A 26,611-nucleotide genomic window follows, 5' to 3' on the forward strand; every position below is an offset into this window, starting at 1 on the left:
TTAAAGCGGGTCGGATGAATCCTTTCAGACGCAACGCGCCTTAGTCGACCTTCGGATAATCCACACCGACGAGAAAAAGTCCGTCGGGCGGCGCCACCTGGCCACAGGCGGCACGGTCGCGCGCGTCGAGCGCCGCCTTCAGGTCGGCAACCGTCCAGCCGCCTTCGCCGACGCGCTTCAGCGAGCCGACCATCGAGCGCACCTGATTGTGCAGGAACGAGCGCGCCGAGGCTCGCACTTCGATCACGTCACCCAGCCGACCGACATCCAGCCGGTCGAGCGTCCGGACCGGGCTGTCGGCCTGGCACTGGGTCGAGCGAAACGTGGTGAAATCATGCCGCCCCAGCAGCACCTTTGCCGCCTCGTGCATAGCCTCGGCGTCGAGCCGCTTCGGCACCCACCAGATCTTGCCCTTGTCGAGTGCCGCCGGCGCGCGTCGGTTGACGATGCGGTAGAGATAGTGGCGGCCGATCGCCGAGAAACGCGCGTCGAAGCTATCAGGCACGACAGACGCCTTGAGGATGGCGATGCGCGCCTTGGCCGTTTGCAGGTGGGCATTGACGGCATCGCGCACCTTGTCATCAGGCCATGCCTTGACGAGATCGACATGCGCCACCTGAGCAGTCGCATGGACGCCGGCATCGGTGCGGCCGGCGCTGCGCAGCGAGACCTGTTCGCCGCAGAACCTCTCGATCGCCTGCTCGATCGCCTGCTGCACCGAAGGCTGGTCTGCCTGGCGCTGCCAGCCGGCATAGAGGCTGCCGTCATATTCGATGTCGAGGCGAAAACGCGGCATTCCTAAGCGGGATTGAGGTTAGGCGGCGAGCGCGGAGCTAAAGGCTGAAGCGTAGACCAGTCTGCCGGTCTCAGGCGCCTCGCCCCAGGCCAGCGCCTGCAACGCTTCGCCCTGGTACTCGCTTTCGAACTTTTCGGCGCGCGCATGGCTGTAGCCGAAGCGGCCATAATAGGCAGGATCGCCAAGCACTACCGCCAGCGCCTCGCCGGCTTCCTTCAGGCGGATATGCGCCTCGCGGATCAGCGCGCCGCCGATGCCGGTGCCATGGAATGACGGCTCGACCGCCAGGGGCGCCAGCGCCACGGCCGAAAAGCTCTTGCCGCCGTTCTGCACGAAAAGCCGCGAAAACAGGATATGGCCGACCACCTGTCCATCTTCTTCCGCCACCAGTTCGACGACGGCGTCGCCGCCGCTGACCAGTGCATCGACCAATCCGGCCTCCGCCTGCTGGCCGAATGCGTGTTCCTCGACAAGGCGAATCGCCTCGCGGTCTCGCGGCGTCGCCGCGCGTATTGACATCATGCTCATGAGAACTTCATTCCTTTTTCGAGCTTGGCCCCGTGCAGAAACTCCTGCGCGGCAATGGGCCTTCCGCCCGCACGTTGAACTTCGACCAACCTGATCGCGCCTGACCCGCAGGCGACCGTCAGCCGGTCGTCGAGAATTCCTCCCGGCTCGCCGGCGCCTTGCGAAAGCGTCGAGCGAAGCAGTTTCAGCCGTTCCAGACGGCCGCCGATTTCGGTCTCGCACCATGCGCCGGGAAAGGGCGACAGGCCGCGAATATGATTGTGGACTTCGCCCGCAGGCCGCGTCCAGTCCATGCGCGTCTCCGCTTTATCGATTTTTTTGGCGTAGGTCACCCCCGCCGTCGCCTGAGTCGTAAATGTCAGGGCATCCCGTTCCAGCCGTGCCAGCGCTTCCGCCATCAGCGCGGCGCCAATGAGCATCACCCGATCGTGCAGGTCGCCGGCCGTCATATCGGGTCCGATGGCGCATTTTTCGACCATGGCTACCGGGCCGGTGTCCAGGCCTTCTTCCATCCGCATGACCATCATGCCTGTCTCGGAATCGCCGGCCATGACGGCGCGCTGGATGGGGGCGGCGCCGCGCCAGCGCGGCAACAGCGACGCGTGACCATTGAGGCAGCCGAGCCGCGGCGCCTCGAGAATGGGTTTGGGCAACAGCAATCCATAGGCGACGACCACGGCGACATCGGCCCGCAAGGCGCGGAACACCTGCTGCTCGACCTCGCTTTTCAGCGACACCGGCGTGCGCACCTCGATGCCCAGTTGCTCCGCCTCGCGCTGAACCGGCGACCGCGTCAGTCCCAGCCCGCGGCGACCGGCGGCGCGCGGTGGCTGGGTATAGACGGCTTCTATCTCATGCCCGGCTTCCGCGATCGCCCGCAGCGTCGGAACGGAAAATTCGGGGGTACCCATGAAGATGACGCGCAGGGGCATTTTGAGCCTATCCCACCAACTTGCCCGGCGCCTTGTTGCCTGCCTTGTCCCTGGCGAGCTTCTTGAACTTCTTCACCACCATGTCGCGCTTCAGCTTCGAGATGTGGTCGATGAACAGAACGCCGTTGAGATGGTCGATCTCATGCTGCAGGCAGGTCGCCATCAGCCCTTCGGCCTCGATCTCCTGCAGCTTGCCGTCACGATTGAGATATTTTACCCGCACGGCGGCGGGGCGCTCGACCTCGGCATAGTAATCCGGAATCGACAGGCAACCCTCCTCGTAGACCGAGCGCTGATCGGCGCTCTCGAGGATTTCGGGATTGATGAAGACATGCGGCGCCGGCGTCTCGTCTTCCTTGGCGAGGTCAACCACCAGCATGCGCAGCGGTTCGCCGACCTGGATCGCCGCCAGACCGATGCCCGGCGCATCATACATGGTCTCCAGCATGTCGTCGGCCAGTTTGCGCAAAGCGCCATCGACACGCTCGACCGGCTTTGAAACCTGGCGCAGGACGGGATCGGGAAGGATGATAAGCGGCTTGATCGACATGGCGTCTCACCTAAGACCTCGAATGAAAAGCGTCAACCGGGGCATTTGCAGCGCTGTTCACGTTTTGATCTGTCCCGTCAGGCCGAATCATCTATGCTGTCCAATATGAACGAGTTGACCACCATCCTGTCCGAACCGATCGCCCGGCTCGGCGCCACCACGATCACGCTCGGCCACGCATTGGCATTCGGCGCGATCCTGTTCCTCGGGCTGTTCGTGGCGCTGGTCGTGGCGCTGTGGCGCTCGGCCAAGGCGCGTGCGGTGGCTGCCGCCGAAGCCGCCGACCACGCCCGCGACGCCGAGGCGCGGATGGCCGGTATCTTGCAAAGCCAGGCCGAGATGCAGGGCCGCATGGGCGCCATCGCCGAAGTGTTCGGGGCGCGGCAGGCCGAACTCACACAGTCGATCGGCCAACGCCTCGACGCGATGACCGGCCGTCTCGGCCAGACCATGACCGAGCAGACGAAATCGACGCATGAGAGCCTCGCCAAGCTGCAGGAGCGGCTGGCGGTCATCGATACGGCGCAGGGCAACATCCAGTCGCTCGCCGGCCAGGTCGTTCAACTTCAGGCGATCCTCTCCAACAAGCAGACGCGCGGCGCCTTCGGCCAGTCGCGCATGGAGGCGATCGTCGCCGACGGCCTGCCGCACGGCGCCTATGAATTCCAGGCGACCCTGTCGAACGGAAGCCGGCCCGACTGCCTGGTGAAGATGCCGAATGGGGCGCCCGCACTTGCCATCGACGCCAAGTTTCCGCTGGAAGCCTGGAATGCCATCCGTGCCGCCGAAGGCGCCGATTTGCAGAAGGTCGCCGCACAAGCGTTCCGGCGCGATATTGAGGTGCATGTCCGCGATATTTCCGAAAAATACCTGATCCAGGGCGAGACGCAGGACACCGCCTTTATGTTCGTTCCGTCGGAATCGGTATTCGCCGAGATCCACGAGAATTTCGAGGGGATTGTCCACAAAGCGCACCGCGCCCGAATAGTCATCGTCTCGCCGTCGCTGCTGATGCTGTCGATCCAGGTCATCCAGGCGATCCTCAAGGACGCCCGCATGCGCGAGCAGGCGCATCTGATCCAGGGCGAAGTCATCCGGCTGATGGAGGATGTCTCGCGCCTCGACGAGCGGGTGCGCAAGCTGCAAAGCCATTTCGGCCAGTCGGCGAAGGATATCGACGACATCCTCGTCTCGACGTCGAAGGTGACCAAGCGCGGCCAGAAGATCGAGGCGCTGGAGTTCGGCGCGCAGCCGACGGAGGAAGACGCCGGATCGGCCGGGACGACACATGGGACCGGCGCGAGGGCCGAAGCAGGCGCACGCGTCGCGGACTCCAAGACCGGCCAGCTAAGGCTAAGGGTGGTCGAAGGCGACGACTGAGAGGCTACTGCTCCTCCACGATCGTCGTGCCTGCGAATTCCGGCAGCCAGTGCAGCGCCGAGCGGTGCCAGATCTGTTTTCTCGGGATCAGTTGTTCGCGCTGTCGCGCCGTGCCGACCCTGATGCCGTAGACTTTCGGCCCGTCGCCGACCGACGTGGCATAGAGATGCGAACCGCACTCGCCGCAAAAAGCCTGGGCGCGCCTGGCACCGCTCGGTGCGGTCTTGATGTAGATCTTCGGCGTGCCCTTGGTGATCCGGTAGTGGTCCTCCGGCGCCGGCACGGTCACGCGGAAGGCCGTGCCCGTCAGTTGCTGGCAATCGGTGCAGTGGCAGATACTGGTCTTTTCCGGATCGACTTCCGCCTCGTAAGTGATGGCGCCGCAATGGCACCCGCCGTCGATCTTCATTTTCATTCCTCCCAAAATTCGTTCGGCAATGCTTGAGCGAGGTGCGCCCGTTTGGACACATAGTATGTGGCGAGCGCCGCGTAGATCACTTTCGGGACCCGCCATGCGCCGCCATGGTGTACCGCATCGTTTCATCCGCTGTGAGCCTATCGATCCATGCGCCGAAGCTCCACACGCAGCACAACGCACGAGCCGTCCAGTCGTTCAAAGCGATAGGCCAAAGCCCTAGAGAGTCGGACAGTGGCTTTGAGCGTTCCTTCTCCAAGCGTGAGAACAGTCCAGTTGGCCGGGCGCCGCAGGATACGCTTCGCGGGACACTTTCTTTTCCGAAGCGCTCTCCGGCCGCAGAAGTCTCAGCCTTGCCGGAGGTGAACTTCTGACCCTGAGCCGTTATCCCGGAGCGCATTCGGGGCCCCATTTGCGACACCCCCTTCACTGATTCACTGCCCGTCTAGTGCGCTGTGAGGTGGGGCTTAGCAACAACCGCTCAAGGTCGGTCGGTCGTTGTAGGGCTGACGTGTTTTCATCGAGCCAAGCCTGACGCTAGTACCTTGCCGGGAATGAGCTATAATTCAGATGCTAGTGACTGCCGGGCGCTTGCACAATGGCTGGACTGGGTGAACAGATTGCGCGTCAGCAGCGCACCATGGGACCGCTCCTGATAGCGGCAGTGGTCATCGGCCTTATAGGTCTGCCCGTCGCAGCCTGGCTCGACCTGCGAGACCTATCGGAACGGATGCTGCGCACGCAAGCCAGCGAAATCAGCCGGATCATCGACGAAATGCGCGGATTCTACGGCAGCGAAGTCGTGGGACGCGTGCTGCAAGCAGACGACGCCGTGACCGCGACGCACAACTACCGGGACGTGCCAGGCGCGATCCCTATTCCAGCAACCCTCTCGATCGAACTCGGCAAGCGCATCAGCGCTCACGACGGGTCCGTCAAATATCGGTTCGTCTCGGATCTACCTTTCAAAGGTCGCGACCCCCATCAGCTCGATGCATTCGAGCGGAATGCAATCTTTGCTTTGCGCGCCAACCCGAGGGAGCCGATCATCGAAGTCTCGGGTTCGCTGTTTGACCGGCACGTCCGCGCCGCAGCCCCGGTTGTAATGGGACAAGTCTGTGTGACCTGCCATAACTCACACCCGGACAGCCCCAAGACGGACTGGAAGGTTGGGGATGTCCGAGGGATCCAGGAGATATCAGTCAATCAGCCCATCGCTGCGAACGTCCTCGCTTTCAAATATCTGCTCCTATATTTCGGCTTCGCGGCGGCGGCGGGCCTGACGTTCATTCTCCTGCAGCGTCGTCAGTCCGCCTTGGTTCAGGGCATCAATAAAGAGCTTTCCGAGGCAAACGACTTCCTGGCCGCGATTTCATTGAAGATCGCCAAATACCTCTCGCCTCAAATTTACAAAAGCATCTTCAGCGGCCAGAAGGACGTCACCATCGCGACCGAGCGCAAGAAGCTCACGATCTTTTTTTCCGACGTCAAAGATTTCACCGCGATCGTGGAACGGCTGCAGCCCGAGGACCTGACGGTTCTCCTCAACGAGTATTTCACCGAGATGTCGACGATCGCGCTCAAACACGGCGCCACCGTCGACAAGTTCATCGGCGACGCGCTTCTTGTGTTCTTCGGAGACCCCGAGACGCAAGGCGTCGAGGAAGACGCGAGAGCCTGCTTGCGCATGGCTGTCGACATGCAGCGCCGGCTGGAGCAGTTGAACAGGGTGTGGCGTGACCGTGGAGTTGAACGGCCCTTCCAAGCTCGCATGGGCATCAACACGGGCTATTGCAATGTTGGAAACTTCGGTTCCGATGATCGGATGGACTACACGATCATCGGAGCCGAAGCGAACTTGGCGGCCCGTCTGCAGTCGATTGCCGAGCCCGGCGGCATCTGCCTCAGCTATGAGACTTACGCGCTCGTCCGCGACCTTGTCCGGGCGCGTCCGTTAGCACCGATTGCCATGAAGGGGATCAGCCGGGAGGTTGTCCCCTACGAAGTCGAGGGCCTCCTGGGTGAACTGGCCCAGCGCCCTCAGGTCATCAGCGAGCACGCGACCGGCCTCGACTTGTTCCTCGATGTTGAGGCAATCGACGAGAACGGGGTCGAGCGGGCGAAGAAACGACTTTCGGAGGCGCTCCTGGCCTTAACCATCCGAAGCAAGCCCGCCGCTTCTTAGGTTTTTGAACGTCTGACCGCATTTGAGACTTCAACGAAGTGATCTCCATGCCGTGTGGATTTACAGAGCACATTGAGTGCTGCTTCTCCAAACTCAAGCAGTTCCGCCGGGTCGCAACCCGCTTCGAGAAACCCGCCCGCAATTACCGCGCCGTTGTCACTCTCGCGGCTATTGTCTTATGGTTGCGGTAACTGTCCACACGGCCTACTCGACGATCTCGTTCGTCCAGACCTTGAAACCGGCCAGCGTGCCGGGCCCGAAAATATGGGTCAGCGGCACATCGGCTGCATCGCGGCCGGAGGCGATCAGGATGCGGCCGATGCGCGGCGCGTTGTTGCGCGGATCGAAGGCATGCCAGCGGCCGCCGAGATAGACCTCCATCCAGGCGGCGAAGTCCATGTCCGACCACGGTTTCGGCAGGCCGATGTCGCTGATGTACCCGGTGCAGTAGCGCGTCGGGATGTTCAAGGCGCGGCAGAAGGCGACGGCCAGATGGGCGAAGTCGCGGCAGACCCCGCTCTGCTCGCGATAGGCTTCGGCCGCCGTGCGCGTCGGCCGCGCATTGCCGTAATTGAAGATGATGTGGTTGTGGACGAAGTCGCAGACCGCCTGCACGCGTGGAATGCCGAGCGGCGTGTGGCCGAACAGCCGCCACGCTTCATTCGCCAGCACGTCGCTCTCGCAATAGCGGCTGGGCAGCAGGAACAGCAGCGTGTCGGACGGCAGGTCGCGCACCTCGTTCTGCCAGGCCATCAGATCGCCCATCTCGAAAGTGCCGGTATCGCGGATCACCGCGTCCGTGCCGAAGCTGAAGCGACCCGGCGGGGCGACAAGACGGTTGCACCAGTTGCCGAAACTGTCCCGGTAGCTCTCGATCGGCACCGGTGGGTTCGAGATCAGGAAGTCCGGCCGTTCGAGATCCGACGCGCGGGAATAGTGGACGTTGAGCATCGCGATCAGCGGCGTTTCCTGCGGAAAATCGAAGCTCATCTCGCAGCCGATATGGATTCGCATTGTCGTCCTGACCGGCCTGCCGGATCATCACCCGGCGAAGGCACGGGCTGTTGCTGCAGTGCAAAAAAGATCATCGCACGGACCAGCGCGATTTACGAGCGAATTAGGAACGGTTGACGTCAGCCGGCTGGCGCCGACGCAAGATTATGCCTCTTGCGGTCGGGCGTTTCTCTTGGTTCATTTCGCTCGCCACAATGGAGGAAACGAATCATGGCTAAAGGTGCGATGAAGGCGGGCAAAGAAGCCCGCAAGCCGAAAAAGGACGCGAAGAAACCCGCCGCTGCCCCGACCCTGAAAGCGCCGCCCGTCAAAGCGACCAAGCTCAAGGACAGGTAAGCCTGGGCGTTTCGACGCGAGGTCATGACCGGCGGCATTTCAGTGCCAATCGACATTCACCGGTTGGTCCTGAAATGCCGCCGGCGCTGCTGTTGATTGGGCACCCTAAATTTCTATGTCAATGCAGCGAAGACGACTTCGCGCTTTGCGAGAAGACCGGGACGACCCGCAATCCAATGGAGCGTTCCGATGTCCTGGATTCTTCTCTTCTTCGCTGGTCTGTTCGAGATCGGCTGGGCGATCGGCCTCAAATACACTGATGGCTTTTCGAGGGCGCTGCCGACAGTCCTGACGGTTGTCTCGATGGTCGTCAGTCTCGTTTTGCTCGGACTGGCGCTGAAGACGCTGCCGGTCGGCACGGCCTATGCGGTGTGGACCGGCATCGGCACCGTCGGCACGGCGCTGCTTGGCATCTGGCTGCTCGGCGAGCCTGCGACCGCGATCAGGCTGGCCTGCATCGCACTCATCGTCTGCGGCATCATGGGATTGAAACTCGCGGCCTAAAGCGCGTCGCGTCTGAAGAGATTCATGCGGCGCGCTTTAAGTTCTTGTTTTATGCATGTCGTCGTCCCAAAATCGCTGCGCACTTTTGGGCGACATGCATTAGTTTGCTGCAAGGCCGCAGCACAAACGCCTTCAGGGCCGCTGCAAGGCGGCCCTGAATTTGATTGGTGCTATCGCGCTGTAGGAGCGCTAGCGAGCAGAAAAGCCCGGAGGCGTCCTGCCGGTGCGCTGCTTGCGCGCCGCATAGCGCGCGTCGCGCTTGGCCTTGCGCTCGGCCTCGTCGGCAAGCAAACGAGCGATGCGCTCGTTCTCTTCGGCTTCCCGGATCTTCGCTTCCGCCTGCGCCGCTTCTTCCGCAGCAATACGCGCTGCTTCGGCAGCAGCTTCGCGCTCGGCCTTTTCGGCCGCTTCGCGCGCCAGCTTTTCCTGCTTCAGCCTGGCCTTTTCGGCCTCGCGTATCGCACGAGCTTCGAGGATTGCCTTGCGTTCGGCCTGTCGTGCCAGCACCGCTGGATCGTCTGCTGCCGGCTTTGCCTTGAAGCGCTCAAGAAGCGCCTTCTTTGCCTCGTTTGCGGCATTGCGCCGCTCGAAAACGTCTTTTTCCCTATAGATAGCCAAGTCCACTTCCCTGGAGTCAATTTGCGAGGCTTACATACGCGTGAAAACCCAGAGTTCAAGCGCCAAAACGGTATGCCAGCCATGAAATTCTGAGCTGTTGCAGTCGGGAGACGCCTTTTCGGCTGAATTCGGCTGAAACGGACATGCACTGTTCACCATCCGCCCCTCTGGTGGCGCGGCGGACTGGTCGCTACCTGTAGCGCGAAAAACAAAACATCAGGATGACACATGATGGAACTCGGTCTCTATACCTTCGCCGACGTCGGCCCGGAACCGGGCCCTGGTGCCATCGGTCCGCATGAGCGGCTGCGCAACCTGATCGAGGAGATCGAGCTGGCCGACCAGGTCGGCCTCGACGTGTTTGGGCTGGGCGAGCATCACCGTCCCGATTATGCGGCTTCAGCGCCGGTCGTAGCCCTGGCCGCGGCGGCCGAACGCACCCGGCGCATAAAGCTGACCAGCGCGGTCACCGTGCTATCCTCCGACGATCCGGTTCGCGTCTTCCAGCAGTTTTCGACACTCGACCTTCTATCCGGCGGTCGGGCCGAGATCATGGCTGGGCGCGGCTCGTTCATCGAATCCTTTCCGCTGTTCGGCTACAATCTCGAAGACTATGACGAGCTCTTTGCCGAAAAGCTCGACCTGCTGCTTGCCATACGCGACAGCGTCAAGGTGACCTGGTCGGGCAGGCTGCGCGCTTCGATCAACGATCGCGGCGTCTACCCCCGCCCGTTCCAAGAGAGATTGCCGATCTGGATCGCGATCGGCGGCACGCCGCAATCCGCCGCGCGGGCCGGCGCGCTCGGCCTGCCGCTGGCGCTGGCCATTATCGGCGGCGCGCCGGCGCGGTTCGCGCCGCTGTTCGACATTTACAGGGAAGCGGCCAAACGGGCGGGCAGCGATCCGGCTGATCTCGCTACCAGCCTCAATGTCCACGGCTTCATCGCCGAGACCACCGACCAGGCGGCTGACGATTTTTATGGGCCGCAGGCCGAGGTGATGAACCGCATTGGCCGCGAGCGTGGCTGGGGTCCGACGTCGAGGGCACATTTCGACCAGTCGCGCGGCCCGAACGGCGCGCTGTTCGTCGGCAATCCAGAACAGGTGGCCGAAAAGATCGTTGCCCAGCACAGGATATTCGGCAACGCTCGCTTCCTGCTGCAAATGGCGATCGGCACCATGGCGCACGCCAAGATCATGAAGGCGATCGAACTCTACGGCACCAAGGTCGCGCCGATCGTGCGCAAGGAAACGGCGAAGGCCATCCCTGCCGTGGCAGCGCCGGCCGCCTGATTCGTCGGCAAGATCGTAGGGCTAAGGTCATCATCAACGCCGGCTAACGCATCGGCCCGAAAATCGGAATCGATTTTCGGAAAGCACGATGCGTAGATTCAAAAGTGTCAGAGCGCACTTTGTGCGTCCAAGTGGACGCACGTCGCTCTAACGGAACTTTGAAGCCGCAAAGGCGTTTCCGCCCACGGTCTACGCCAATCGCGGTGTGCCGCCGAGGGCCAGAATGAAAGCCGAACCCGCCGCTTCGGGCGCAGGCGCTGCCGATAGCCCGGATTCCCGCGCCGAGGCGCGTGCGGATACCCATCTGATTCGTTCGCTGCTCGTTGGCATCTTCATCCTTATGGCGATCTTCGCGCTCTACTTCGCCCGTGCCTTCTTCATGCCGGTCATTCTGGCTTTCCTGCTGGCACTGACGCTGACGCCGATCGTCCGCTTCCTGCGCAAGCACGGCTTGCCCGATGCCATGTCGGCGACATTGCTGGTGCTGCTGTCGTTCTGCGTCATCGCTGTCGCAGGGTATTTGCTCAGCGGCCCGGTCATCGACCTCATCAATAACACCTCGTCGATCGGCCAGCAGCTCGCGGAACGTCTGGCGCAACTGCGTCGTCCGTTCGAAAGGATCGTGGAGATTTCGCGTCAGATAGAGGGACTAACGCAGACCTCCCAGGAGCCCGGCGTTCAGAGGGTGGCCATGGCGCCATCGGGCATTCTCTCGCAAGCCGCCGGCAATGTGCTGTCGGCCGGCACCAGCGTCACCATTGTCTTCGTCCTGTCGCTGTTCCTGCTCGCCTCCGGCACGATGTTCTATGAGAAGATTGTCCAGTCCTTCCCCAGTCTCAGCGAAAAGAAGCGGGCGCTGCGCGTCGTCTACGACGTTGAACGTGAAATCTCGCACTATCTGCTCACCGTCACGGTCATCAACGCGAGCCTCGGCACGGTCATCGGGCTCGGCCTGTGGGCCCTCGGCGTGCCCAACGCTCAGGTCTGGGGCGCGGCAGCGGCTCTGCTTAATTTCCTGCCCTATATCGGTGCGCTGATTACGATCACGCTGGTTACCGTCATCTCGCTGATCAGCTTCGAGACGATCTCCTATGCGCTGCTGGCGCCAGCATTCGTCATTTTGTGCGACGTCATCGAAGGCCAGTTTGTGACGCCGACTGTGGTTGGCCGCCGCCTCGAGATCAACGCCGTGGCGATCCTCATCGCCATTGCCTTCTGGTCCTGGTTGTGGGGCTTCGTCGGCGCGCTGATGGCGGTGCCGCTGCTGGTGGTCATCAAGGTGTTCTGCGATCATTTCGACGGCCTCAGCCATGTCGGCAATTTCCTGGCGGCGCAGCATACGGCGGTTGAGGACGAACAGATTTCAGAGACCGAGAAGGCGGCGGGCGTATGATCCGGGAACCGAGATAAGTTCCGGAGGGAATCCCTCGGACCCAAATGCCAGAGCGTCCTTTGCGGCTGCTGCTTGGACGCGCGGCGTCTGTTCAATTTTTTGAATTTGCGGCCTTGGCGGTCGCTTCCTACATCCCTCCCGTCCATAGGATCCCCGCCCATGACCGCTCTTTCCGTTCTCGACCTGTCGCCGATCGTCGAAGGCAGCAACGCTTCGCAATCGCTCGCCAATTCACTCGATCTCGCCCGCCATGCCGAGCGGCTGGGATACAGGCGCTATTGGCTGGCCGAGCATCACAACATGCCTGGCATCGCCAGCGCCGCCACCTCCGTCGTCATTGCCCACGTCGCAGGCGGTACCAGGACGATACGCGTCGGCGCCGGCGGCATCATGCTGCCCAACCATTCGCCGCTGGTCATCGCCGAGCAGTTCGGCACGCTTAACGCATTGCATCCCGGCCGCATCGACCTCGGCCTCGGCCGGGCGCCGGGCACCGACATGGGCACGGCGCGCGCCCTGCGCCGCAATCTCGAGGCCGGCGCCGACAGTTTCCCGCAGGATGTCGTCGAGCTGATGGGCTATTTCCAGGCGGCCGAAGACGGTCAGCGTATCCGCGCCGTACCCGGCGAGGGCGAGCAGGTGCCGATCTGGGTCCTGGGCTCAAGCCTCTATGGCGCACAGCTCGCAGCCATGCTCGGCCTGCCCTACGCCTTCGCCTCGCATTTCGCACCGGCCGAACTCGACCACGCACTGGAGATCTACCGCTCGCGCTTCCAGCCATCGAAACAGCTCGACAAGCCCTATATCATGCTCGGCCTCAACGTGTTCGCGGCGCCCTCCGACGCTGAGGCGCGGCTGCTGTTCACCTCGCTGCAGCAGGCCTTCGTCAATCTGCGCACCGGCCGGCCCGGCCGATTGCCGCCGCCGGTCGAGGGATATGAGCGCGACCTTGATCCGATGGCCAAAACCATGCTTGGCCAGGCGCTGTCCTGCGCCGTCGTCGGCGCCCCGGAAACGGTCAGGCAAGGCATAGAAGCGTTTATCCGTCGCACCGGTGCCGACGAGCTGATGGTCACCGCGCAGATTTTCGACCACGCAGCGCGGGTGCGATCCTTCGAGATCCTGAGCGACGCCCACAAATCGCTGTCGGAAGCGGCCTGACAGCGGCACGGCTGGAAGCGGTTGTGTAGCGATGCCTCGCGCCCCCCTTTGGCCTGCCGGACACCTCCCCGGTTGGGGATTTGCCGCCATCACGGCGTTCGCCAGTCGTCAACGTCGCGGGAGTGAGTGGGCGCGGTGCTGACGCTGCCGATCGCCCGGTCCAAACACCCCCAAAGTGGGGGAGATGGCCGGAGCGCCAACCAGGAGCCCTCGTCGACGGCCACAAGCTACGGCGCTTACCTTGCCGCCAAGGACGCCGGTCGCGAGCAAGACATCAAGTTTTTCGGCGTCGACAGCCCTCGATCGAAGGCGTGCAGCTCTTGCCAACGGTGACGTTCGCCTACGTGACGCCGGGTGCGGCAAGGCGATCAAGTTCCTGAACGGCGAGAAAAGACCATCACGCTTCCGATGCAGAAGATCACCAAGGAAAATGCCGCCCAGATCCTGAAGGAGAATGGGGTCTGAGACGAAGTCGTGGATGACGAGTACCTCTCCCCGTTCTAGGGGGAGAGGATGCCGGCAGGCAGGTGAGGGGCAGCGCTGACCAAGGCCGTGTTCACGCCAGCTTGGCCAAAAGCTTCATGAAAATGGCGGCCTCCTTGGCGGAAAGCGGCGCCAGCGTTTCCTGTGTGATATCGCGGGCGATCGGGATCAGCCGCTCGACGGCATTGCGGCCCTCAGCAGTCAGACTGACCAGCAGGCGCCTTTTGTCGACCTCATGCTTGGAAAGCTCGACCAGGCCCCGCGCCTTGAGCCGGTCGATGACGCCTTTCACCGTCGCCGCATCCATGGCGATCAGGCTGCCAAGCTGGTTCTGCGAGGTCTCGCCGACATCGTGCAATTTGGCCAGGGCGGCGAACTGCGGCGGTGTCAGGTCGGCGATGTGCGCGGCGAAGATCGAGACATGGCGCTGGTGCGCCTTGCGCAGGATGAACCCGACCTGCTCCTGCAAGCGGTAATCGTTTTCGTCTGGCTCCTCGGCCTCGACCAGCTTGAGCTTGACGTCCTCGGCGCTCACCGCAGTCCGTCCCAAGCCTTGATGTCTTTTGCCGCAAGGCCGCCCATGCGGTCGTGCACGCGCGGGCCGCAGGTCATGGCGAGGCAGAACAGTATCTCGTCGGGACGAGGCCCGTCGCTGATGCCGACCTCCATGGCATCGAAATGGCTCCGCACATAGGCGGCGTTGATATGGCCGAGCGGCACGTCGAGCCGCGAGCCGAAGGCGCCGACCTTCTTTGCCGATGGCACGATCGCCTTGGCGTCACCGAGCCGTTCGCGCATCGCATAGCCGCCAGGCACATGCCACAGCGCACCATGCTCCAGCTCCCCCGCGATACCGACGATGGCGCCCTTGCCGTAGCCGTCGATCTGCTTCACGTCGCCGCCCAACGCGGCGATCAGCTTGTCGGAAAGCAGCAGCCCGAGCGGCTTCAGATCGTCCATGGCGCTCTGCAGATCCTCCACGTAGCGGCCGGCGAACGGGTTCTTCACCACCGCCATGGCGGCTGCACGGCGGCGCGGCACCTTCGCCACCGGCCCGCCCTCGTGAAATATCTCTTCGCTCAGCACCGCAACCTTGCGGATCGCAAACTCAGACATGGGCAATTTCCTTCCTTGATTTCTCACTGGGCGCAGTGAGCGCCATGGGACCGGCGATCCGTGCCTGACCGGCAAGGAACAGCGCTGAGGCGGCAATCAGGCCGTGTCCCCGAAACTCTTCGGCGACGGCGAGTCCGCTGTCCAGCGCCGCGGCTATTTCGCCTGATGAAAGCACGCCGACGCCTTGGGTGACCCGGCGATCGCCAAGGTCGCTGTCGGGCGCCAGAGCGCGCGCCGGCACGCGCTCGACAGCAGGATGACCGGGCAGGTCGACGGCGTTGGCGATCAGGGTCGCGGCGGCATCGGCTTCAGCACCCGTCCGCGCCAGCACGGTGACGGCGTCGGCGATGCCGAGCGAAAAGGAACGGCCGCGCCAGCCGCTCGTCGCGACGCCGCGGATCCCGTCTTCGGCGTGGATCGTGATGCGGTCTGCCAAACCATGGCCTGTCCCGGCAATGGCAAGGGTGATGGACCGGCCGTTGCCGAGATGGATCGCGCTGTCGCCGCCATTGTTGACGTAGGCGCGATCGAGCCGGCGCCCGGCCAGCAGCGCGCCAAGCATTTCGTCGGCTACCGAACCGGCGACGGCGGCCATGGGTGTGATGAATTGTTCCGCCAGCGGATTGACCGCCGCTTCCATGCGCCGCGCCGTCGGGCCAGCGAAAGCACGTGGCCGCAAGGAGGCTGGCCGGCGCAGTTCAGGCAGCTCTTCGACGAGTTCCGACAGGATTGTTTGAAACCGCGCCACCGCCTGGCCATAGGCGGCGCGGCATTCGCTCGCATCGCCGAATGCCTCAATGATCAGGTCGATCGGGCCATGATTGAGATGCAGCCGCCTGCCGTCCTCAAGCCAATGCGCCTGCGGGCCGTTCATCACTTGACCCCGTTGCCCGCTGCGCGCCGCAACTGCGCCAGCGGCGGCCACGGATTGCTGGCCGGCGCAGCCGTGCCGCGGCGCGGATTGAGATATTCGCCGCCTTTGACGAGAATGTCATCGACGCTGCGGATCTCGGCTTCGTAGCCGCCGAGCCTGACATAGTCGTCGCGGCGCAGGGTGAACTCGATCGGCGCGACCAGCGCCGGCGTCGGCACATAGCCGAAGGCGTTTTCCGGCACGCGGGTGACGTCGACCATCAGCGTGATGCCGCCGCCCGGCCAGACATAGACCGGCGCGCCGCCAACGGTCACATAAGTCGTCAGGCCTTGCACGGAGCGGGTCAGATTGACCGGGTTCTCAGTGACGCCGGCGCGCAGCGAGCCGCCGGCTCCGCCGACGAACAGCACGGTGCACAGCGCCGGCTCGCAATTGTCCTCGATCAGGCCGACAGACTTCTGCAGCCGCTCCGGGAACGGTTTCTGCACCGGCTTCAACTCGTCGTCGAGCTCGTAATAGGCGAACTGCTCTCCGGTGGTCGAGACCATCAGCAGCGACAGGCCCGGCCGCGCGCCCTTCTTCGCATTCCATTCGCCTAGGATCGACAGCGGGTCGGAAATGCTGGTGCCGCCCCAGCCGAGGCCGGGTTCGGAGACCTTGAAATAGCGGCCCGGGGTCGAACGGCGGCCGATGATTTTTATCCCCGTCTCCTGCCAGCCGAGCACCTTGCCTGCCTGATGCTCGGAGACGACGCCGGTGATGTGGTCGTCGACCACCACCACCTCGTCGACCAGGCCGCGCCATTGGGTGGCGAACATGCCGATCGTGGCAGAGCCGCAGCCGACGCGCATGCGGTGTTCGAGCTTGCCGTCGATGACCGGCGGCTTGCCGGCTTCGACGATCACCGTGGCACCGCCATCGATAGCAAGTTCGACCGGCTTGCGGGTGCATAGATTAAGCAGCGCATCGCAGGTGGCGCGGCCTTCGGCTTTCGAGCCGCCGGTCAGATGATGCACGCCGCCGAGCGACAGCATCTGCGAACCGTATTCGCCTGTCGTGACATGGCCGATCTCCTCGCCTCCGGCACGCACCGTCGCCGTTTCGGGGCCGATATGACGGTCGGTATCGATCTTCACCTTGACGCCGCAGTAGGAGAAGATGCCCTCGGTGACTACGGTGACGAGATCGACGCCTTCGACCTGCTGGCCGACGATGAAAGGGGCCGGCTTGTAGTCGGGGTAGGTGGTGCCGGCGCCGATCGCGGTGACGAAGCGGCGGCCCGTGTTGACCAGTTCGCCGTCCCATTCTTCGCCCTCGGCGATAAACGGCACGACCGCGCCACCGGTCTCGGTCGCGTGGTCGAGGATGGTCAGCGGATCCATCCGCACGATCCTGCCGCCGACATTGCCGTAGCGATCACAGGCGCCGGTACGGCCGTCTGATATGTAGCACATCACAGGGCAGGCATCGCAGCGGATCTTCTCCGCCACCTGCTTCTCGCCGGGATCATGCGTTTCGAAGCGTTCGGCCAGCTCGCTCATCGGCGTGCCCCCTTGTCCCGTATCGCCGCGCGGATGCGGCTCGGCGTCGCCGGAATTTTGGTGACCAGGACACCGGTGGCATGACGGATGGCATTGAGTATCGCGGGCGCCGTCGGGATCAGCACGTGTTCGCCCAGACCCTTGGCGCCAAAGGGTCCTTCCGGATCCGGAATTTCGATCAGGATGGTCTCGATCGGCGGTACGTCGCCGATGGTCGGGATGAGATAGTCGTGCAGATTCTCGGTGCGGCCGGGGATGTATTCCTCCATCAGCGCCATGCCGATGCCTTGCGCGATGCCGCCCTCGATCTGGCCTTCGGCGAGCAGCGGATTGATCGCCTTGCCGACATCATGCGCGGCGGTGATCTTGATCAGCTTCACCGTACCGAGCTTGAGGTCGACTTCCAGTTCGGCGATCTGTGCGCCGTAGCCGTAGACCGCGTAAGGCTTGCCCTGACCCTTGGTGTCGAGCGGCAATGTCGGCGGGTCGTAGCTTTCCTCGGCGCGGAAAACGAAGCCATCGGCATCGGCGTTCAGCGTTGACAAGTCGATATGCCGGGTCGCTTCGCCCTCGCGGATGACCAGGCTTGCGCCGTCCAGAGCGATCACCGCCTTCTCCGACACGTTGGCAAAGCGCAGCATGGTCTCGCGCAAGGCGCGGCCGGCCTTTTCGGCGGCCTTGCCGGTCACGAAGGTCTGGCGCGAAGCGGACGTCTTGCCGGCGTCCGGCGTGATCGCCGTGTCGGCGCTTTTCAGCCGGAATTTTTCCAGCGGCAGGCCGAGCGCGTCGGCGCAGATCTGGGCAATGACCGTGTTCGAGCCTTGCCCGATGTCAACCGCACCCTGATGCAGGACGACATCGCCGGAGGCGGAGATGCCGACCCTGATGGTCGACGGATTGGGTAGCGAGGTGTTGCCGCAGCCATACCAGCAAGAGGCGACACCGACGCCGCGTTTTTTTGTGCTGCTGCCGGCGTTGAACAACTCGGCATCGACAAGGGCGCGCATCCAATGCGGCCGCAGCGCTTCAAGGCACTCGGCGATGCCGACGCCCGATTCCAGCCTCTGGCCCGTAACCGTTTCGGAGCCGTTCCGAAGACAGTTTTTAAACCGAAAATCGAGCCGATCCAGCCCAAGCTTTTCGGCCAGCTCGTCATAGAGCGTCTCCTGCATGATCGTCGCCTGCGGCACGCCGAAGCCGCGGAAGGCGCCGGAGATCGGGCCGTTTGTGTGGATGGCGCGGCCTTCGGCGCGATAGTTCGGCGTTGCATAGGGACCGGAGGCATGCACCGGCACGCGGTTGGCGACGGTCGGACCCCAGCTCGCATAGGCGCCGGTGTTGAAATCGCCTGCAAAGACCATGCCGATGATGCGGCCATCGGCATCGGCGCCGATCGTCGCCTTCATCTCAGCGGGATGGCGCTTCGTGGTCGAGATCATCGATTCATTGCGGGTGTAGGCGAGTGCGGCCGGCCGGCCGGTCTTCATGGCGACTAGGCCGATGAGAGGCTGCAACGAGACATCGAGTTTCGAGCCGAAGCCGCCGCCGGTGGCGGTTGGCACGATGCGCACCTTGTCGACGGCAAGTGCAAGCACCTTTGCCACATCGTCGCGGTCCATGTACGGCGCCTGCGTGCAGGCGACGACGACCAGCGTGTCGCCGTCCATATAGGCATGGCCGGCTTCCGGCTCGATATAGGCGTGCTCGACGTAGGACGTGTCGATGGCGCCGGAAACCGTGAAAGCCGCGCCGGCAAGCGCAGCTTCGGGGTCACCGCGCTCGACAAAGCCGGTGGTGAGCAGGTTTGCCGGCCTATTTTCGTGGATCAGTAGTGCGCCGCCGGCTTGCGCCTCGCAGGGCTGCAGAACGTGCGGCAACTCAGTCCAACGAACAGGGAAATCCGAAAGGTCGAGATCGAGCATGGCCTCGCGCTCACCGGCAACCAGCGCCACCGCCTCGCCGCGAAAGCGCGAAAAAACTTCGGCCAGCGCCGGCTGATCGGCAAAAGGCGCAATGACGCCGAAGCTGTTCTTTCCAGGAATGTCGGCAGCGGTGTAGACGCCGACGATGCCGGGATGAGCTTTTATCCAGGCGTCGAGATCGCCGAAAGCGAAGCGGGCATGATGATGCGGCGAGCGGACCACCTGCACCGCCAGCGCATCGGCCGGAAAGGAATCGCCGCCGAATTTTTCACCGCCGGTGACTTTCGGCAGGCCGTCGAGCCTGATCGGCGACGAACCTACGGCGTGGCCTGAGATTGGCATCCTGCGGTCAAAGTCGAGATCCAGCCGCTTCGGTTGGTGCTGCCCCGCACCCTCACGCCGTGAAAGACGGGGAGAGGGGGACGCCGGCGCTGGAGCTTGTCCCTTCTCCCCGTCACTATACGGGGAGAAGGTGCCGGCAGGCGGATTGGGGGCAGCGCCGTCGGTCGAGAGTTCGCTCGCGAACCGTCCAGCATTCATCACCGCAGCGATGATCTTGCGGTAGCCGGTGCAGCGGCAGAGGACGCCGCCCAGTGCATCCTGTGTTTCAGCCTCGGTTGGGTTGGGCTTGCTGTCGAGAAGTGCGGTCGCCGCGATCAGCAGGCCGGGTGTGCAGATGCCACACTGCGCTGCGCCATGATCGAGGAACGAGGCCTGCAGCGCCGATAATCTGCCGTTGGCGAGACCCTCGACGGTCGTCACCACGGTGCCAGCGGCAGAAGCCGCTGACATGAGGCAGGCGCAGACCGGTTCGCCATCGACAAGCACCGTGCAAGCGCCGCAGTCGCCGGCGTCGCAGCCGACCTTGGTGCCGGTCAGGTGCAATTCGTCGCGCAGCACCGAAGAGAGACGGCGAACCGGCGGCACGCAGACAGAAACGGCGGCGCCGTTGACCTTGAAAGCGATGTTGGCGCGTTCCATGCTCGTGCCAGGCTGAGCTCCGCTGATGCCAGGCTGAGCTTCGGTCATGTCAGGTTGAGCTTGGTTCATGCCGCCGCCACCGTTGCCGTAGGCATATGGCCCGCGGCATCTAGTACGGCGCGGACGACGATCTCACGCGCGGCGTCCAGCCGGTATTCGGCGCTGCCGCGGACATCGCCGATCGGCGACAGCTCGTCCATCGGTGCGGACCGGATCGCGGTGGCGAGAGCGTGGTCGACCGGGAGCCCCCGCAAGGCTGCTTCGACGCCCAAGAGACGCTTGGCGATAACGGAGCAGGAGCCGACGGCGACGGCAGCATTGCCGACGTTGCCGCCCTCAACGGTCAGGCGGGCGGCCGCCATGGCTATGGAAATGACGAGATAGCGACGCGCGCCGAGTTTTACGAAAGCCGACGCCCCGGTGGCCGCGTTTTTCGGCACGCGGATGGCGGTGACCATTTCGCCCGGCTGCAGTTCCGTGCAGCGGTTTCCCAGGATGAACTTTTGCAGCGGCAGATGGCGGACCATCGCCGTCGAGCGCAGTTCGACCTCGGCGTCGAGAATGAGCAGAGCCGGCACGCCATCGGCGGCCGGGGAGGCATTGCAGAGATTGCCGGCGATGGAGGCGACGTTCTGGATCTGCACGGACCCGACTTCACGCGCCGCCTGCTTCAGCGCATCGAAAGCCGCCGGCAGCGGATGACGGACAAGATCAGTCCACGTCGTGCGCGCACCGATGACCCAATGGTCCTCGGTTTCGGCGATACCACGCAGCGCCGCCAGACCGTTGATGTCGAGGACATTCTCGCGGAAAGGCTTGGCCCCTTGTGCCGGGTAGAAATCGGTGCCGCCGGCAAGGATGCGCCACGAAGCCTCGCCAAGCAAAGCGAGAGCCTCGTCGACGGTGGTGGGTTTCGCGTAACGGATCACACTGTGCCTTCCCAGAAATAGGGATCCTTCCGGCACTCGGGCCGGTCAAATTCATTCGTATGCAAATGATATCAAGCCGGCAAGATTTGTCAAAGCCAGAGTTTGGGGCCGCTCTCCGCCTCGGCGCGGCGGCATGCATTTTGTTATACCGTTGGAGGTTGACGCAGCCGGCCATCTGGTCGAGTTTCTCCATCCGGTCGCGTCAGCGGCATTTTCGGTGGAGCCTGGCTTCGAACACCGGATTCCACGTTTCGGCAGACTTCCGGTTCGGGTCATGCCTCCGGACAAACAAGAGGGAGGCTCCATGGCCGACGAAGCGCTTGTCATCATCGACCTGCAGAACGATTTCTGCCCGGGCGGCGCGCTGGCGGTGGCCGGCGGCGACGAGATCGTGCCGCTGGTCAACGACCTGATCCGGCGGACCGAACATGTCGTGCTGACGCAGGACTGGCATCCCGCCGGCCATTCGAGCTTTGCCTCCAGTCATCCCGGCAAGAAGCCGTTCGAGACGATCGAGATGCCTTACGGCCAGCAGACGCTGTGGCCGGACCACTGCATCCAGGGCAGCCTAGGCTCGGACTTTCACTCCGGCCTCGCCTGGACCAAGGCCGAACTGGTCATCCGCAAGGGCTTCCGGCCGGCGATCGACAGCTATTCGGCCTTCTTCGAGAACGACCATACGACGCCGACCGGTCTTGCCGGCCATCTTAGGGAGCGCGGCATCGACACGCTGACCCTGGTTGGTCTCGCGACCGATTTCTGTGTCGGCTTTTCGGCGCTCGATGCGGTCAAGCAGGGCTTCCACACAACAGTGCGGCTCGACGCCTGCCGCGGCATCAATCTCAACGGGTCCGTCGAGACGATGCTGAATCGGATGCGCGATGCCGGCGTGACGCTGGCTTGAACATCACCAATCGCATTCGACACAATTCCAGAGGGGGCTTTATGCGGTTTGCGGCGGCTTTGACGGCGGGCGCTGTGGTGGCAGCCGTAACCCTGCTTCCGGGAATAGCGCTTGCAGCCGAGGCCCACGAGTTGCCGGGCGAAACAATGTCGCTGTGGTGGACGCTGCCCTTTGCCGGCCTGCTTCTGTCGATCGCCACCGGGCCATTGCTCTTCCACCATGTCTGGGAGCACCACTATGGCAAGATCACCTTCTTCTGGGCGGCTCTTGCAGTCGTGCCACTGGCGGTAGCGTTCGGCATGCCTTCGGCCACAGAGGCGGTACTGCATGCGCTGCTCACCGAATACATGTCGTTCATCATTCTTCTGTTTGCGCTGTTCACCATTTCGGGCGGCATCCTCGTCGCCGGCAACATCCACGGCACGCCGCTGGTAAATGCCGGACTGCTGTTGATCGGGGCAATGCTCGCCTCGGTCATCGGGACGACCGGCGCCTCGATGATCCTGATCCGGCCGGTCCTGCGCGCCAACGACAACCGGCCGTTCAACGCCCATGTCGTCATCTTCTTCATTTTCCTGGTGTCCAACATCGGCGGCTCGCTGACGCCGCTCGGCGATCCACCGCTGTTCGTCGGCTTTCTGCGCGGCGTCGATTTCTTCTGGACCACTGCGAATCTCTATCAGGAGACATTGTTCGTCGGCGGCTTGGTGCTGGCCGTCTTCCTGGCCTTGGACATCATCCTGCATCGCCGCGAGGCTGGCGCGCCGAAGATCAAGGATCCGACACCGGACACGAAGATACGCGTCCAAGGCCTGCCCAACGTCCCGCTGCTGGCCGGTGTGATCGGCGCGATCCTGCTTTCCGCGACTTGGAAGCCGGGCGTGGCTTTCTCCGTCCCGGGCGTGAGCCTCGAGTTGCAGAACCTCGTGCGCGACGCCGTCATCCTGGCGCTTGCCTTCCTTTCGCTCGGCGTCTCGCCCAAGAGCCACAGGCAGGCGAACAACTTCCACTGGGAGCCGATCGCCGAGGTGGCTAAACTATTTGCCGGCATCTTCATCTGCATCGTGCCGGTCATCGCCATTCTCAGGGCCGGCCCCGACGGCGCGCTGGCACCGCTGGTCTCGCTTGTCAGCTCGCCGATGGGCGAGCCAAACGACCTCGCTTATTTCTGGATGACCGGAGCGCTGTCATCCTTCCTCGACAATGCGCCGACCTATCTGGTGTTCTTCGAGCTCGCCGGCGGCGATCCACAGCATCTGATGACCACCTTCGCCTCCACGCTGGCGGCGATCTCGGCCGGCGCGGTGTTCATGGGCGCCAACACCTATATCGGCAATGCGCCGAACTTCATGGTCTACGCGATTGCCAGACATCGCGGCGTCAAGATGCCGGGCTTCTTCGGCTACATGGCATGGTCGGGCGCGGTGCTGATCCCGATATTCCTGATCGCGGGTTTTCTGTTCTTTGGCTGATCAACCCACGCCGACATAGCGGCGGACCGCCGACGGATCGGCGCGGAGCTCCTCGACATCGACGGTCTCGCGGTTGCGACCGTTCTCAATGAACGAGACCCGGTCGGCGACGGATAGCACGGCATCGACCCGCTGCTCGACCAGAATCGTCGAGACGCCAAGATTGCGCAGCTTCGACACGGTCTCACGGATCCTGGCGATCATCGACGGCATCAGCCCTTCGGTCGGCTCGTCGAGTAGAAGCACCTGCGGTTCGAGACACAGGGCCCGCGCCATAGCCAGCATCTGCTGCTCGCCGCCCGACAGCGTGCCGGAGCGCTGTCTGAGCCGCTGGCGCAGCAGCGGAAAAAGGTCGAGCACGTTTTCGCGCGTCGTCTTGCCCTTGCCGCGGACCATCAGGCCGATCTCGATGTTTTCAGCCACCGTCATCTCGGCGAACAGCCGCCGGCCCTGCGGCACATAGGCGACGCCGGCCTTCGGCACGTCATGCGCCAGCAGGCCAGTCAACTCCTTGCCGTCGAGCCTGATCGAGCCGGCGTGTGAGGGAACGAGGCCCATGATCGCCTTCAGCGTCGTCGTCTTGCCGGCGCCGTTGCGGCCAAACAGGCAAAGCACCTCGCCCTTGTTCAACACGAGGTCGAGGCCGTAGAGCACCTGGACCTCGCCGTAGAAGCAGTCGAGCCCGGAGATGGTCAGTGCTTCAGACCGTATTTCAGTCATGGGGCGGTCCCCAGGTAGGCGTCCTGTACTTCGGCATTGGCACGGACCTGCTCGGGCGTGCCTTCGGCCAGGATCTTGCCGGCGTTGAAGACGGTGATGCGGTCGGCAAGCTGCATGACCACCGGCATGTTGTGTTCGATCAGAAGCACAGTCGCGCTTGTGGCGATCTCGCGCACCAGCCCGATGAAATTGTCGATCTCGCTGTCGGCCAGCCCCTGCGTCGGCTCGTCAAGAATCAGCAGGCGCGGTTTTAGCGCGAGTCCCATCGCCACTTCGAGCAGGCGCTGATGGCCATAGGACAATTGCCCGGCCGGCATGTGGGCGCGGTCGGCAAGGCCGGTGCGCTCCAACGCCGCCATGACGCCGGCATGCACGGCACCTTTCGAGCGGCCACCGGTCAGCGTGCGCTGCACTGGCAGTGCGACGTTGTCGTAAGCGGTGAGGTTGGCAAAGACGCTGGTGATCTGGAAGGTGTAGGCAATGCCAAGGCGGACCCTGGCGTAGGCCGGCAGGCTGGTGATGTCGGCGCCGTCGAAGACGATCATGCCCGAGGACGGCCGGATGCGGCCGCTGACCAGGCTGACGAACGTGGTCTTGCCGGCGCCATTGGGGCCGATGACGGCGCGAATCTCGCCCGGCATGAGGGCGAATTCGACACCGTCGACGGCGCGCAGGCCGCCGAAATTGCGGGACAGGCCCTTGGTCGTCAGCAGCGGCATCATGGCAGCCATCCAAGCCAGCGCTGGCGGACGGTGCCGAGAATACCCCTGGGGAAGAACAGCACCAGCAGGATGAGGGCGATGCCGACGATCAGCAGATAGGCCGAGGTGTAGCCGCTGGTGATATCGACGACATAGTACATGAACAGGGTGCCGATCAGCGGACCGAGCGTGGTCGCAGCACCGCCGAGCAGCACCCAGAGCAGCGGTAGGATGGAATATTGCACCGAGGCGAAGGTCGAGCCGACATAACCGAACAGCAGCGCGTAGGCGGCGCCCGAAGCCGCGCAGATGGTGCCGGAGACTACGACCGCGGCGAGCTTGTTGGAAAACGTGTCGTAGCCGAGCATCTTGGTCCGCTCCTCGTTTTCGCGAATGGCGACCAGTACACGGCCATACCTGGAGCGGACGATGACGAGCGCCACCAGCAGCACGATCGAGAACAGGACGAGCGCGCTCATGTAGCGCACGGTCGGATTGGTGAGGCCGAGCGACGTGTCGCCTAAGACAAGCACACGCGCTGACTGCGGCACGACCAGGCCTTGGTCGCCGCCGGTCCAGGCCGCGAAATAGAGGATTATGAGATAGAACACTTGCGCGAACATCATGGTGACGATCATGAAGGCGACGCCGGAAGTGCGCAGCGCCAGCAGACCGATCACCAGCGCGAGAAGCGCGCCGCAGGCAAGACCGGCGGCAAAGGCGGCCGGCACGCTCCAGCCGAGATGGATGACGGCAAGGCCTGCTCCGTAGAGCCCGGCCGAAAAGAACATGGCGTGGCCGAGGCTGAGCAGCCCGACATAGCCAAACAGCATGTTGTAACCCATGGCGAAGACCGCCAGCACCATGATGCGGGCGAGCAGCCCGTGGTGATATTCGGGCAGAACGAAGCTTAGGGCGAACAGCAGGGCGATGACGCCCAGATGCAACGCGTAGGCTTTTGCCGGTGAAGCCTCCTTCATCGCGATGCCGTCCCGAACAGGCCTTGCGGCCGGAACACCAGCACCATGGCAACCAGCAGCGTTGCGATGATCTTGGCCAGCGTCGGCGAGAAGAACACCGAGATGATGCCGTCCGACAGGCCGATGAGCACGGCAGCAACGACGGTGCCGCGCAGCGAGCCGAGGCCACCTATGATGACGACGATGAAGGACAGCAGCAGCGGGTCCTGCCCCATCAGATAATGCGCCTGGCTGATTGGCACGATCAGCACCGCGGCCACCGCCGCCAGCATAGCGCCGAGCGCGAAGACGCCGGCATAGACGCGGTCGACCGGAATGCCGAAGGCCTGCGCCGTTTCGCTGTCATATTGCGTGGCGCGCATGACGAGGCCGATTTTCGTACGCGTCAGCACGAACCACGTCGCAACGAGCAAAAGCGCGGATGCGGCGATGATCGACAGCTTGTAGCCGGAGTAGCCGAACCACGGCAAAAGAATGCGGTAGCTGAAGGGCGGCTCCACCGGCCGTGCCTCCGGGCCATAAAAGGTCAGCGCCAGTTGCTGGATGATGTAGAGCATGCCGATGGTGGCGACGATTGTGGCTTCCGGATTGTAATTCAGCCGGCGCAGCACCAGCCGTTCGGAGACGAGCGCGATCAGGCCGACGATGAGCGGCGCCAGCACGAGGGCCGCCAGAAAACCGAGCGCCGGGTGGCCCGATATCGCCGCGGAGATCGCCCAGGCAAGCACCGCGCCCAGCATGAAGAACTCGCCATGGGCGACATTGACGACGCGCATGACGCCGAACACCAGCGACAGGCCAAGCGCCGTCAGCGCCAGCACGGCGGAGGTGACGAGGCCTTCGAGGGCAGCGAGGAGAAGATGAGGTCCGAAGGCCATCGGTT

General features: G+C 63.6%; 26 protein-coding genes and 1 pseudogene. 10 read left to right on the top strand and 17 right to left on the bottom strand.

Annotated features, from left to right (window positions below; translation table 11 throughout):
- Positions 1-40: 40 nt before the first annotated feature.
- The 4 genes from truA to def are packed head-to-tail and all read right to left on the bottom strand — an operon-like array spanning position 41 to position 2,806.
- The gene (gene truA / locus CIT31_RS03995; RefSeq protein WP_095517520.1) at positions 41-796 is read right to left on the bottom strand and encodes a tRNA pseudouridine(38-40) synthase TruA; all 756 of its coding nucleotides are present in this window, start codon (positions 794-796) and stop codon (positions 41-43) included.
- Positions 797-814: 18 nt separating this feature from the next.
- The gene (locus tag CIT31_RS04000) at positions 815-1,324 is read right to left on the bottom strand and encodes a GNAT family N-acetyltransferase (RefSeq protein ID WP_029347266.1); all 510 of its coding nucleotides are present in this window, start codon (positions 1,322-1,324) and stop codon (positions 815-817) included.
- Entirely contained in the window at positions 1,321-2,250 is a 930-nt protein-coding gene (gene fmt, locus CIT31_RS04005) for a methionyl-tRNA formyltransferase (protein ID WP_206073331.1), read from the bottom strand. The genes CIT31_RS04000 and fmt overlap by 4 nt, the downstream gene beginning before the upstream one ends.
- Before the next feature lie 13 nt (positions 2,251-2,263).
- Positions 2,264-2,806 (bottom strand): peptide deformylase, encoded by a 543-nt coding sequence (gene def, locus CIT31_RS04010; RefSeq protein ID WP_029347263.1) that lies wholly within the window; start codon positions 2,804-2,806, stop codon positions 2,264-2,266.
- 105 nt (positions 2,807-2,911) lie between these two features.
- Between def and CIT31_RS04015 the strand changes: the two genes are divergently transcribed.
- A complete protein-coding gene (locus tag CIT31_RS04015; protein WP_095517722.1) occupies positions 2,912-4,186 on the top strand; it encodes a DNA recombination protein RmuC in 1,275 nt (424 codons plus the stop codon).
- Positions 4,187-4,190: 4 nt separating this feature from the next.
- Here CIT31_RS04015 and CIT31_RS04020 read toward each other — a convergent pair whose 3' ends face one another.
- Positions 4,191-4,595 (bottom strand): GFA family protein, encoded by a 405-nt coding sequence (locus tag CIT31_RS04020; protein WP_029347257.1) that lies wholly within the window; start codon positions 4,593-4,595, stop codon positions 4,191-4,193.
- 604 nt (positions 4,596-5,199) lie between these two features.
- On the opposite strand from CIT31_RS04020, the gene CIT31_RS04025 reads away from it, so the two are divergent.
- Positions 5,200-6,786, top strand: a complete 1,587-nt coding sequence (locus CIT31_RS04025; RefSeq protein WP_095517522.1) for an adenylate/guanylate cyclase domain-containing protein — start codon at positions 5,200-5,202, stop codon at positions 6,784-6,786.
- 71 nt (positions 6,787-6,857) lie between these two features.
- Positions 6,858-6,977, top strand: a pseudogene (locus tag CIT31_RS04030) (IS5/IS1182 family transposase); the annotation flags it as partial.
- 13 nt (positions 6,978-6,990) lie between these two features.
- Here the strand turns inward: CIT31_RS04030 and CIT31_RS04035 are convergent.
- Positions 6,991-7,800 carry a transglutaminase-like domain-containing protein gene (locus CIT31_RS04035; RefSeq protein ID WP_095517523.1) on the bottom strand — a complete coding sequence of 270 codons (810 nt, stop codon included), beginning with the start codon at positions 7,798-7,800 and terminating at the stop codon, positions 6,991-6,993.
- Positions 7,801-8,010: 210 nt separating this feature from the next.
- Between CIT31_RS04035 and CIT31_RS35680 the strand changes: the two genes are divergently transcribed.
- Both CIT31_RS35680 and sugE read left to right on the top strand, forming a co-directional pair.
- On the top strand, positions 8,011-8,136 hold the full coding sequence (locus CIT31_RS35680; protein WP_082982715.1) for a hypothetical protein: 126 nt from the start codon (positions 8,011-8,013) through the stop codon (positions 8,134-8,136).
- Positions 8,137-8,325: 189 nt separating this feature from the next.
- Positions 8,326-8,640: a quaternary ammonium compound efflux SMR transporter SugE gene (gene sugE, locus CIT31_RS04045; RefSeq protein WP_029347254.1), complete on the top strand. Its 315-nt coding sequence runs from the start codon at positions 8,326-8,328 to the stop codon at positions 8,638-8,640.
- Positions 8,641-8,829: 189 nt separating this feature from the next.
- Here the strand turns inward: sugE and CIT31_RS04050 are convergent, their stop codons facing one another.
- Positions 8,830-9,258, bottom strand: a complete 429-nt coding sequence (locus CIT31_RS04050; RefSeq protein ID WP_023801556.1) for a DUF6481 family protein — start codon at positions 9,256-9,258, stop codon at positions 8,830-8,832.
- Positions 9,259-9,489: 231 nt separating this feature from the next.
- On the opposite strand from CIT31_RS04050, the gene CIT31_RS04055 reads away from it, so the two are divergent.
- From CIT31_RS04055 to CIT31_RS04065, 3 genes are all read left to right on the top strand, one after another.
- On the top strand, positions 9,490-10,551 hold the full coding sequence (locus CIT31_RS04055) for an LLM class flavin-dependent oxidoreductase (protein WP_095517723.1): 1,062 nt from the start codon (positions 9,490-9,492) through the stop codon (positions 10,549-10,551).
- A 223-nt stretch (positions 10,552-10,774) separates the two neighbouring features.
- The gene (locus CIT31_RS04060; RefSeq protein ID WP_095517524.1) at positions 10,775-11,944 is read left to right on the top strand and encodes an AI-2E family transporter; all 1,170 of its coding nucleotides are present in this window, start codon (positions 10,775-10,777) and stop codon (positions 11,942-11,944) included.
- 159 nt (positions 11,945-12,103) lie between these two features.
- On the top strand, positions 12,104-13,105 hold the full coding sequence (locus CIT31_RS04065; RefSeq protein WP_095517525.1) for an LLM class flavin-dependent oxidoreductase: 1,002 nt from the start codon (positions 12,104-12,106) through the stop codon (positions 13,103-13,105).
- 556 nt (positions 13,106-13,661) lie between these two features.
- Here the strand turns inward: CIT31_RS04065 and CIT31_RS04075 are convergent.
- From CIT31_RS04075 to CIT31_RS04100, 6 genes are all read right to left on the bottom strand, one after another.
- On the bottom strand, positions 13,662-14,123 hold the full coding sequence (locus CIT31_RS04075) for a MarR family winged helix-turn-helix transcriptional regulator (RefSeq protein WP_029347245.1): 462 nt from the start codon (positions 14,121-14,123) through the stop codon (positions 13,662-13,664).
- Entirely contained in the window at positions 14,120-14,704 is a 585-nt protein-coding gene (locus tag CIT31_RS04080; protein ID WP_029347243.1) for an amino acid synthesis family protein, read from the bottom strand. The genes CIT31_RS04075 and CIT31_RS04080 overlap by 4 nt, the downstream gene beginning before the upstream one ends.
- Positions 14,697-15,578: a UPF0280 family protein gene (locus CIT31_RS04085; protein WP_095517526.1), complete on the bottom strand. Its 882-nt coding sequence runs from the start codon at positions 15,576-15,578 to the stop codon at positions 14,697-14,699. Before CIT31_RS04085 ends, CIT31_RS04080 begins: the two co-directional genes overlap by 8 nt.
- The gene (locus CIT31_RS04090) at positions 15,578-17,119 is read right to left on the bottom strand and encodes a 6-hydroxynicotinate reductase (RefSeq protein ID WP_095517527.1); all 1,542 of its coding nucleotides are present in this window, start codon (positions 17,117-17,119) and stop codon (positions 15,578-15,580) included. The genes CIT31_RS04085 and CIT31_RS04090 overlap by 1 nt, the downstream gene beginning before the upstream one ends.
- Positions 17,116-20,022 carry a molybdopterin-dependent oxidoreductase gene (locus CIT31_RS04095; RefSeq protein WP_425350562.1) on the bottom strand — a complete coding sequence of 969 codons (2,907 nt, stop codon included), beginning with the start codon at positions 20,020-20,022 and terminating at the stop codon, positions 17,116-17,118. The genes CIT31_RS04090 and CIT31_RS04095 overlap by 4 nt, the downstream gene beginning before the upstream one ends.
- A 65-nt stretch (positions 20,023-20,087) precedes the next feature.
- Positions 20,088-20,951, bottom strand: coding sequence for an FAD binding domain-containing protein (locus tag CIT31_RS04100; protein ID WP_095517528.1), 864 nt, complete (start codon positions 20,949-20,951; stop codon positions 20,088-20,090).
- Between the two features lie 304 nt (positions 20,952-21,255).
- Here CIT31_RS04100 and pncA point away from each other — a divergent pair, with 304 nt between their 5' ends.
- Both pncA and CIT31_RS04110 read left to right on the top strand, forming a co-directional pair.
- On the top strand, positions 21,256-21,855 hold the full coding sequence (gene pncA, locus CIT31_RS04105) for a bifunctional nicotinamidase/pyrazinamidase (protein WP_095517725.1): 600 nt from the start codon (positions 21,256-21,258) through the stop codon (positions 21,853-21,855).
- A 41-nt stretch (positions 21,856-21,896) separates the two neighbouring features.
- Positions 21,897-23,327 (top strand): sodium:proton antiporter, encoded by a 1,431-nt coding sequence (locus CIT31_RS04110; RefSeq protein WP_095517529.1) that lies wholly within the window; start codon positions 21,897-21,899, stop codon positions 23,325-23,327.
- Here the strand turns inward: CIT31_RS04110 and CIT31_RS04115 are convergent, their stop codons facing one another.
- Genes CIT31_RS04115 through CIT31_RS04130 form a run of 4 tightly spaced genes read right to left on the bottom strand, consistent with a single transcriptional unit; the run spans position 23,328 to position 26,606 of the window.
- A complete protein-coding gene (locus tag CIT31_RS04115; RefSeq protein ID WP_095517530.1) occupies positions 23,328-24,047 on the bottom strand; it encodes an ABC transporter ATP-binding protein in 720 nt (239 codons plus the stop codon). It lies immediately after the preceding gene.
- On the bottom strand, positions 24,044-24,769 hold the full coding sequence (locus CIT31_RS04120; protein ID WP_095517726.1) for an ABC transporter ATP-binding protein: 726 nt from the start codon (positions 24,767-24,769) through the stop codon (positions 24,044-24,046). The genes CIT31_RS04115 and CIT31_RS04120 overlap by 4 nt, the downstream gene beginning before the upstream one ends.
- Positions 24,766-25,728, bottom strand: a complete 963-nt coding sequence (locus CIT31_RS04125; protein WP_095517531.1) for a branched-chain amino acid ABC transporter permease — start codon at positions 25,726-25,728, stop codon at positions 24,766-24,768. The genes CIT31_RS04120 and CIT31_RS04125 overlap by 4 nt, the downstream gene beginning before the upstream one ends.
- Positions 25,725-26,606, bottom strand: coding sequence for a branched-chain amino acid ABC transporter permease (locus CIT31_RS04130; protein WP_095517532.1), 882 nt, complete (start codon positions 26,604-26,606; stop codon positions 25,725-25,727). The genes CIT31_RS04125 and CIT31_RS04130 overlap by 4 nt, the downstream gene beginning before the upstream one ends.
- Between the last annotated feature and the right edge of the window lie 5 nt (positions 26,607-26,611).

The organism is Mesorhizobium wenxiniae, from assembly GCF_002284535.1.
In the GTDB taxonomy this organism is placed as follows: Bacteria; Pseudomonadota; Alphaproteobacteria; order Rhizobiales; family Rhizobiaceae; genus Mesorhizobium; species Mesorhizobium wenxiniae.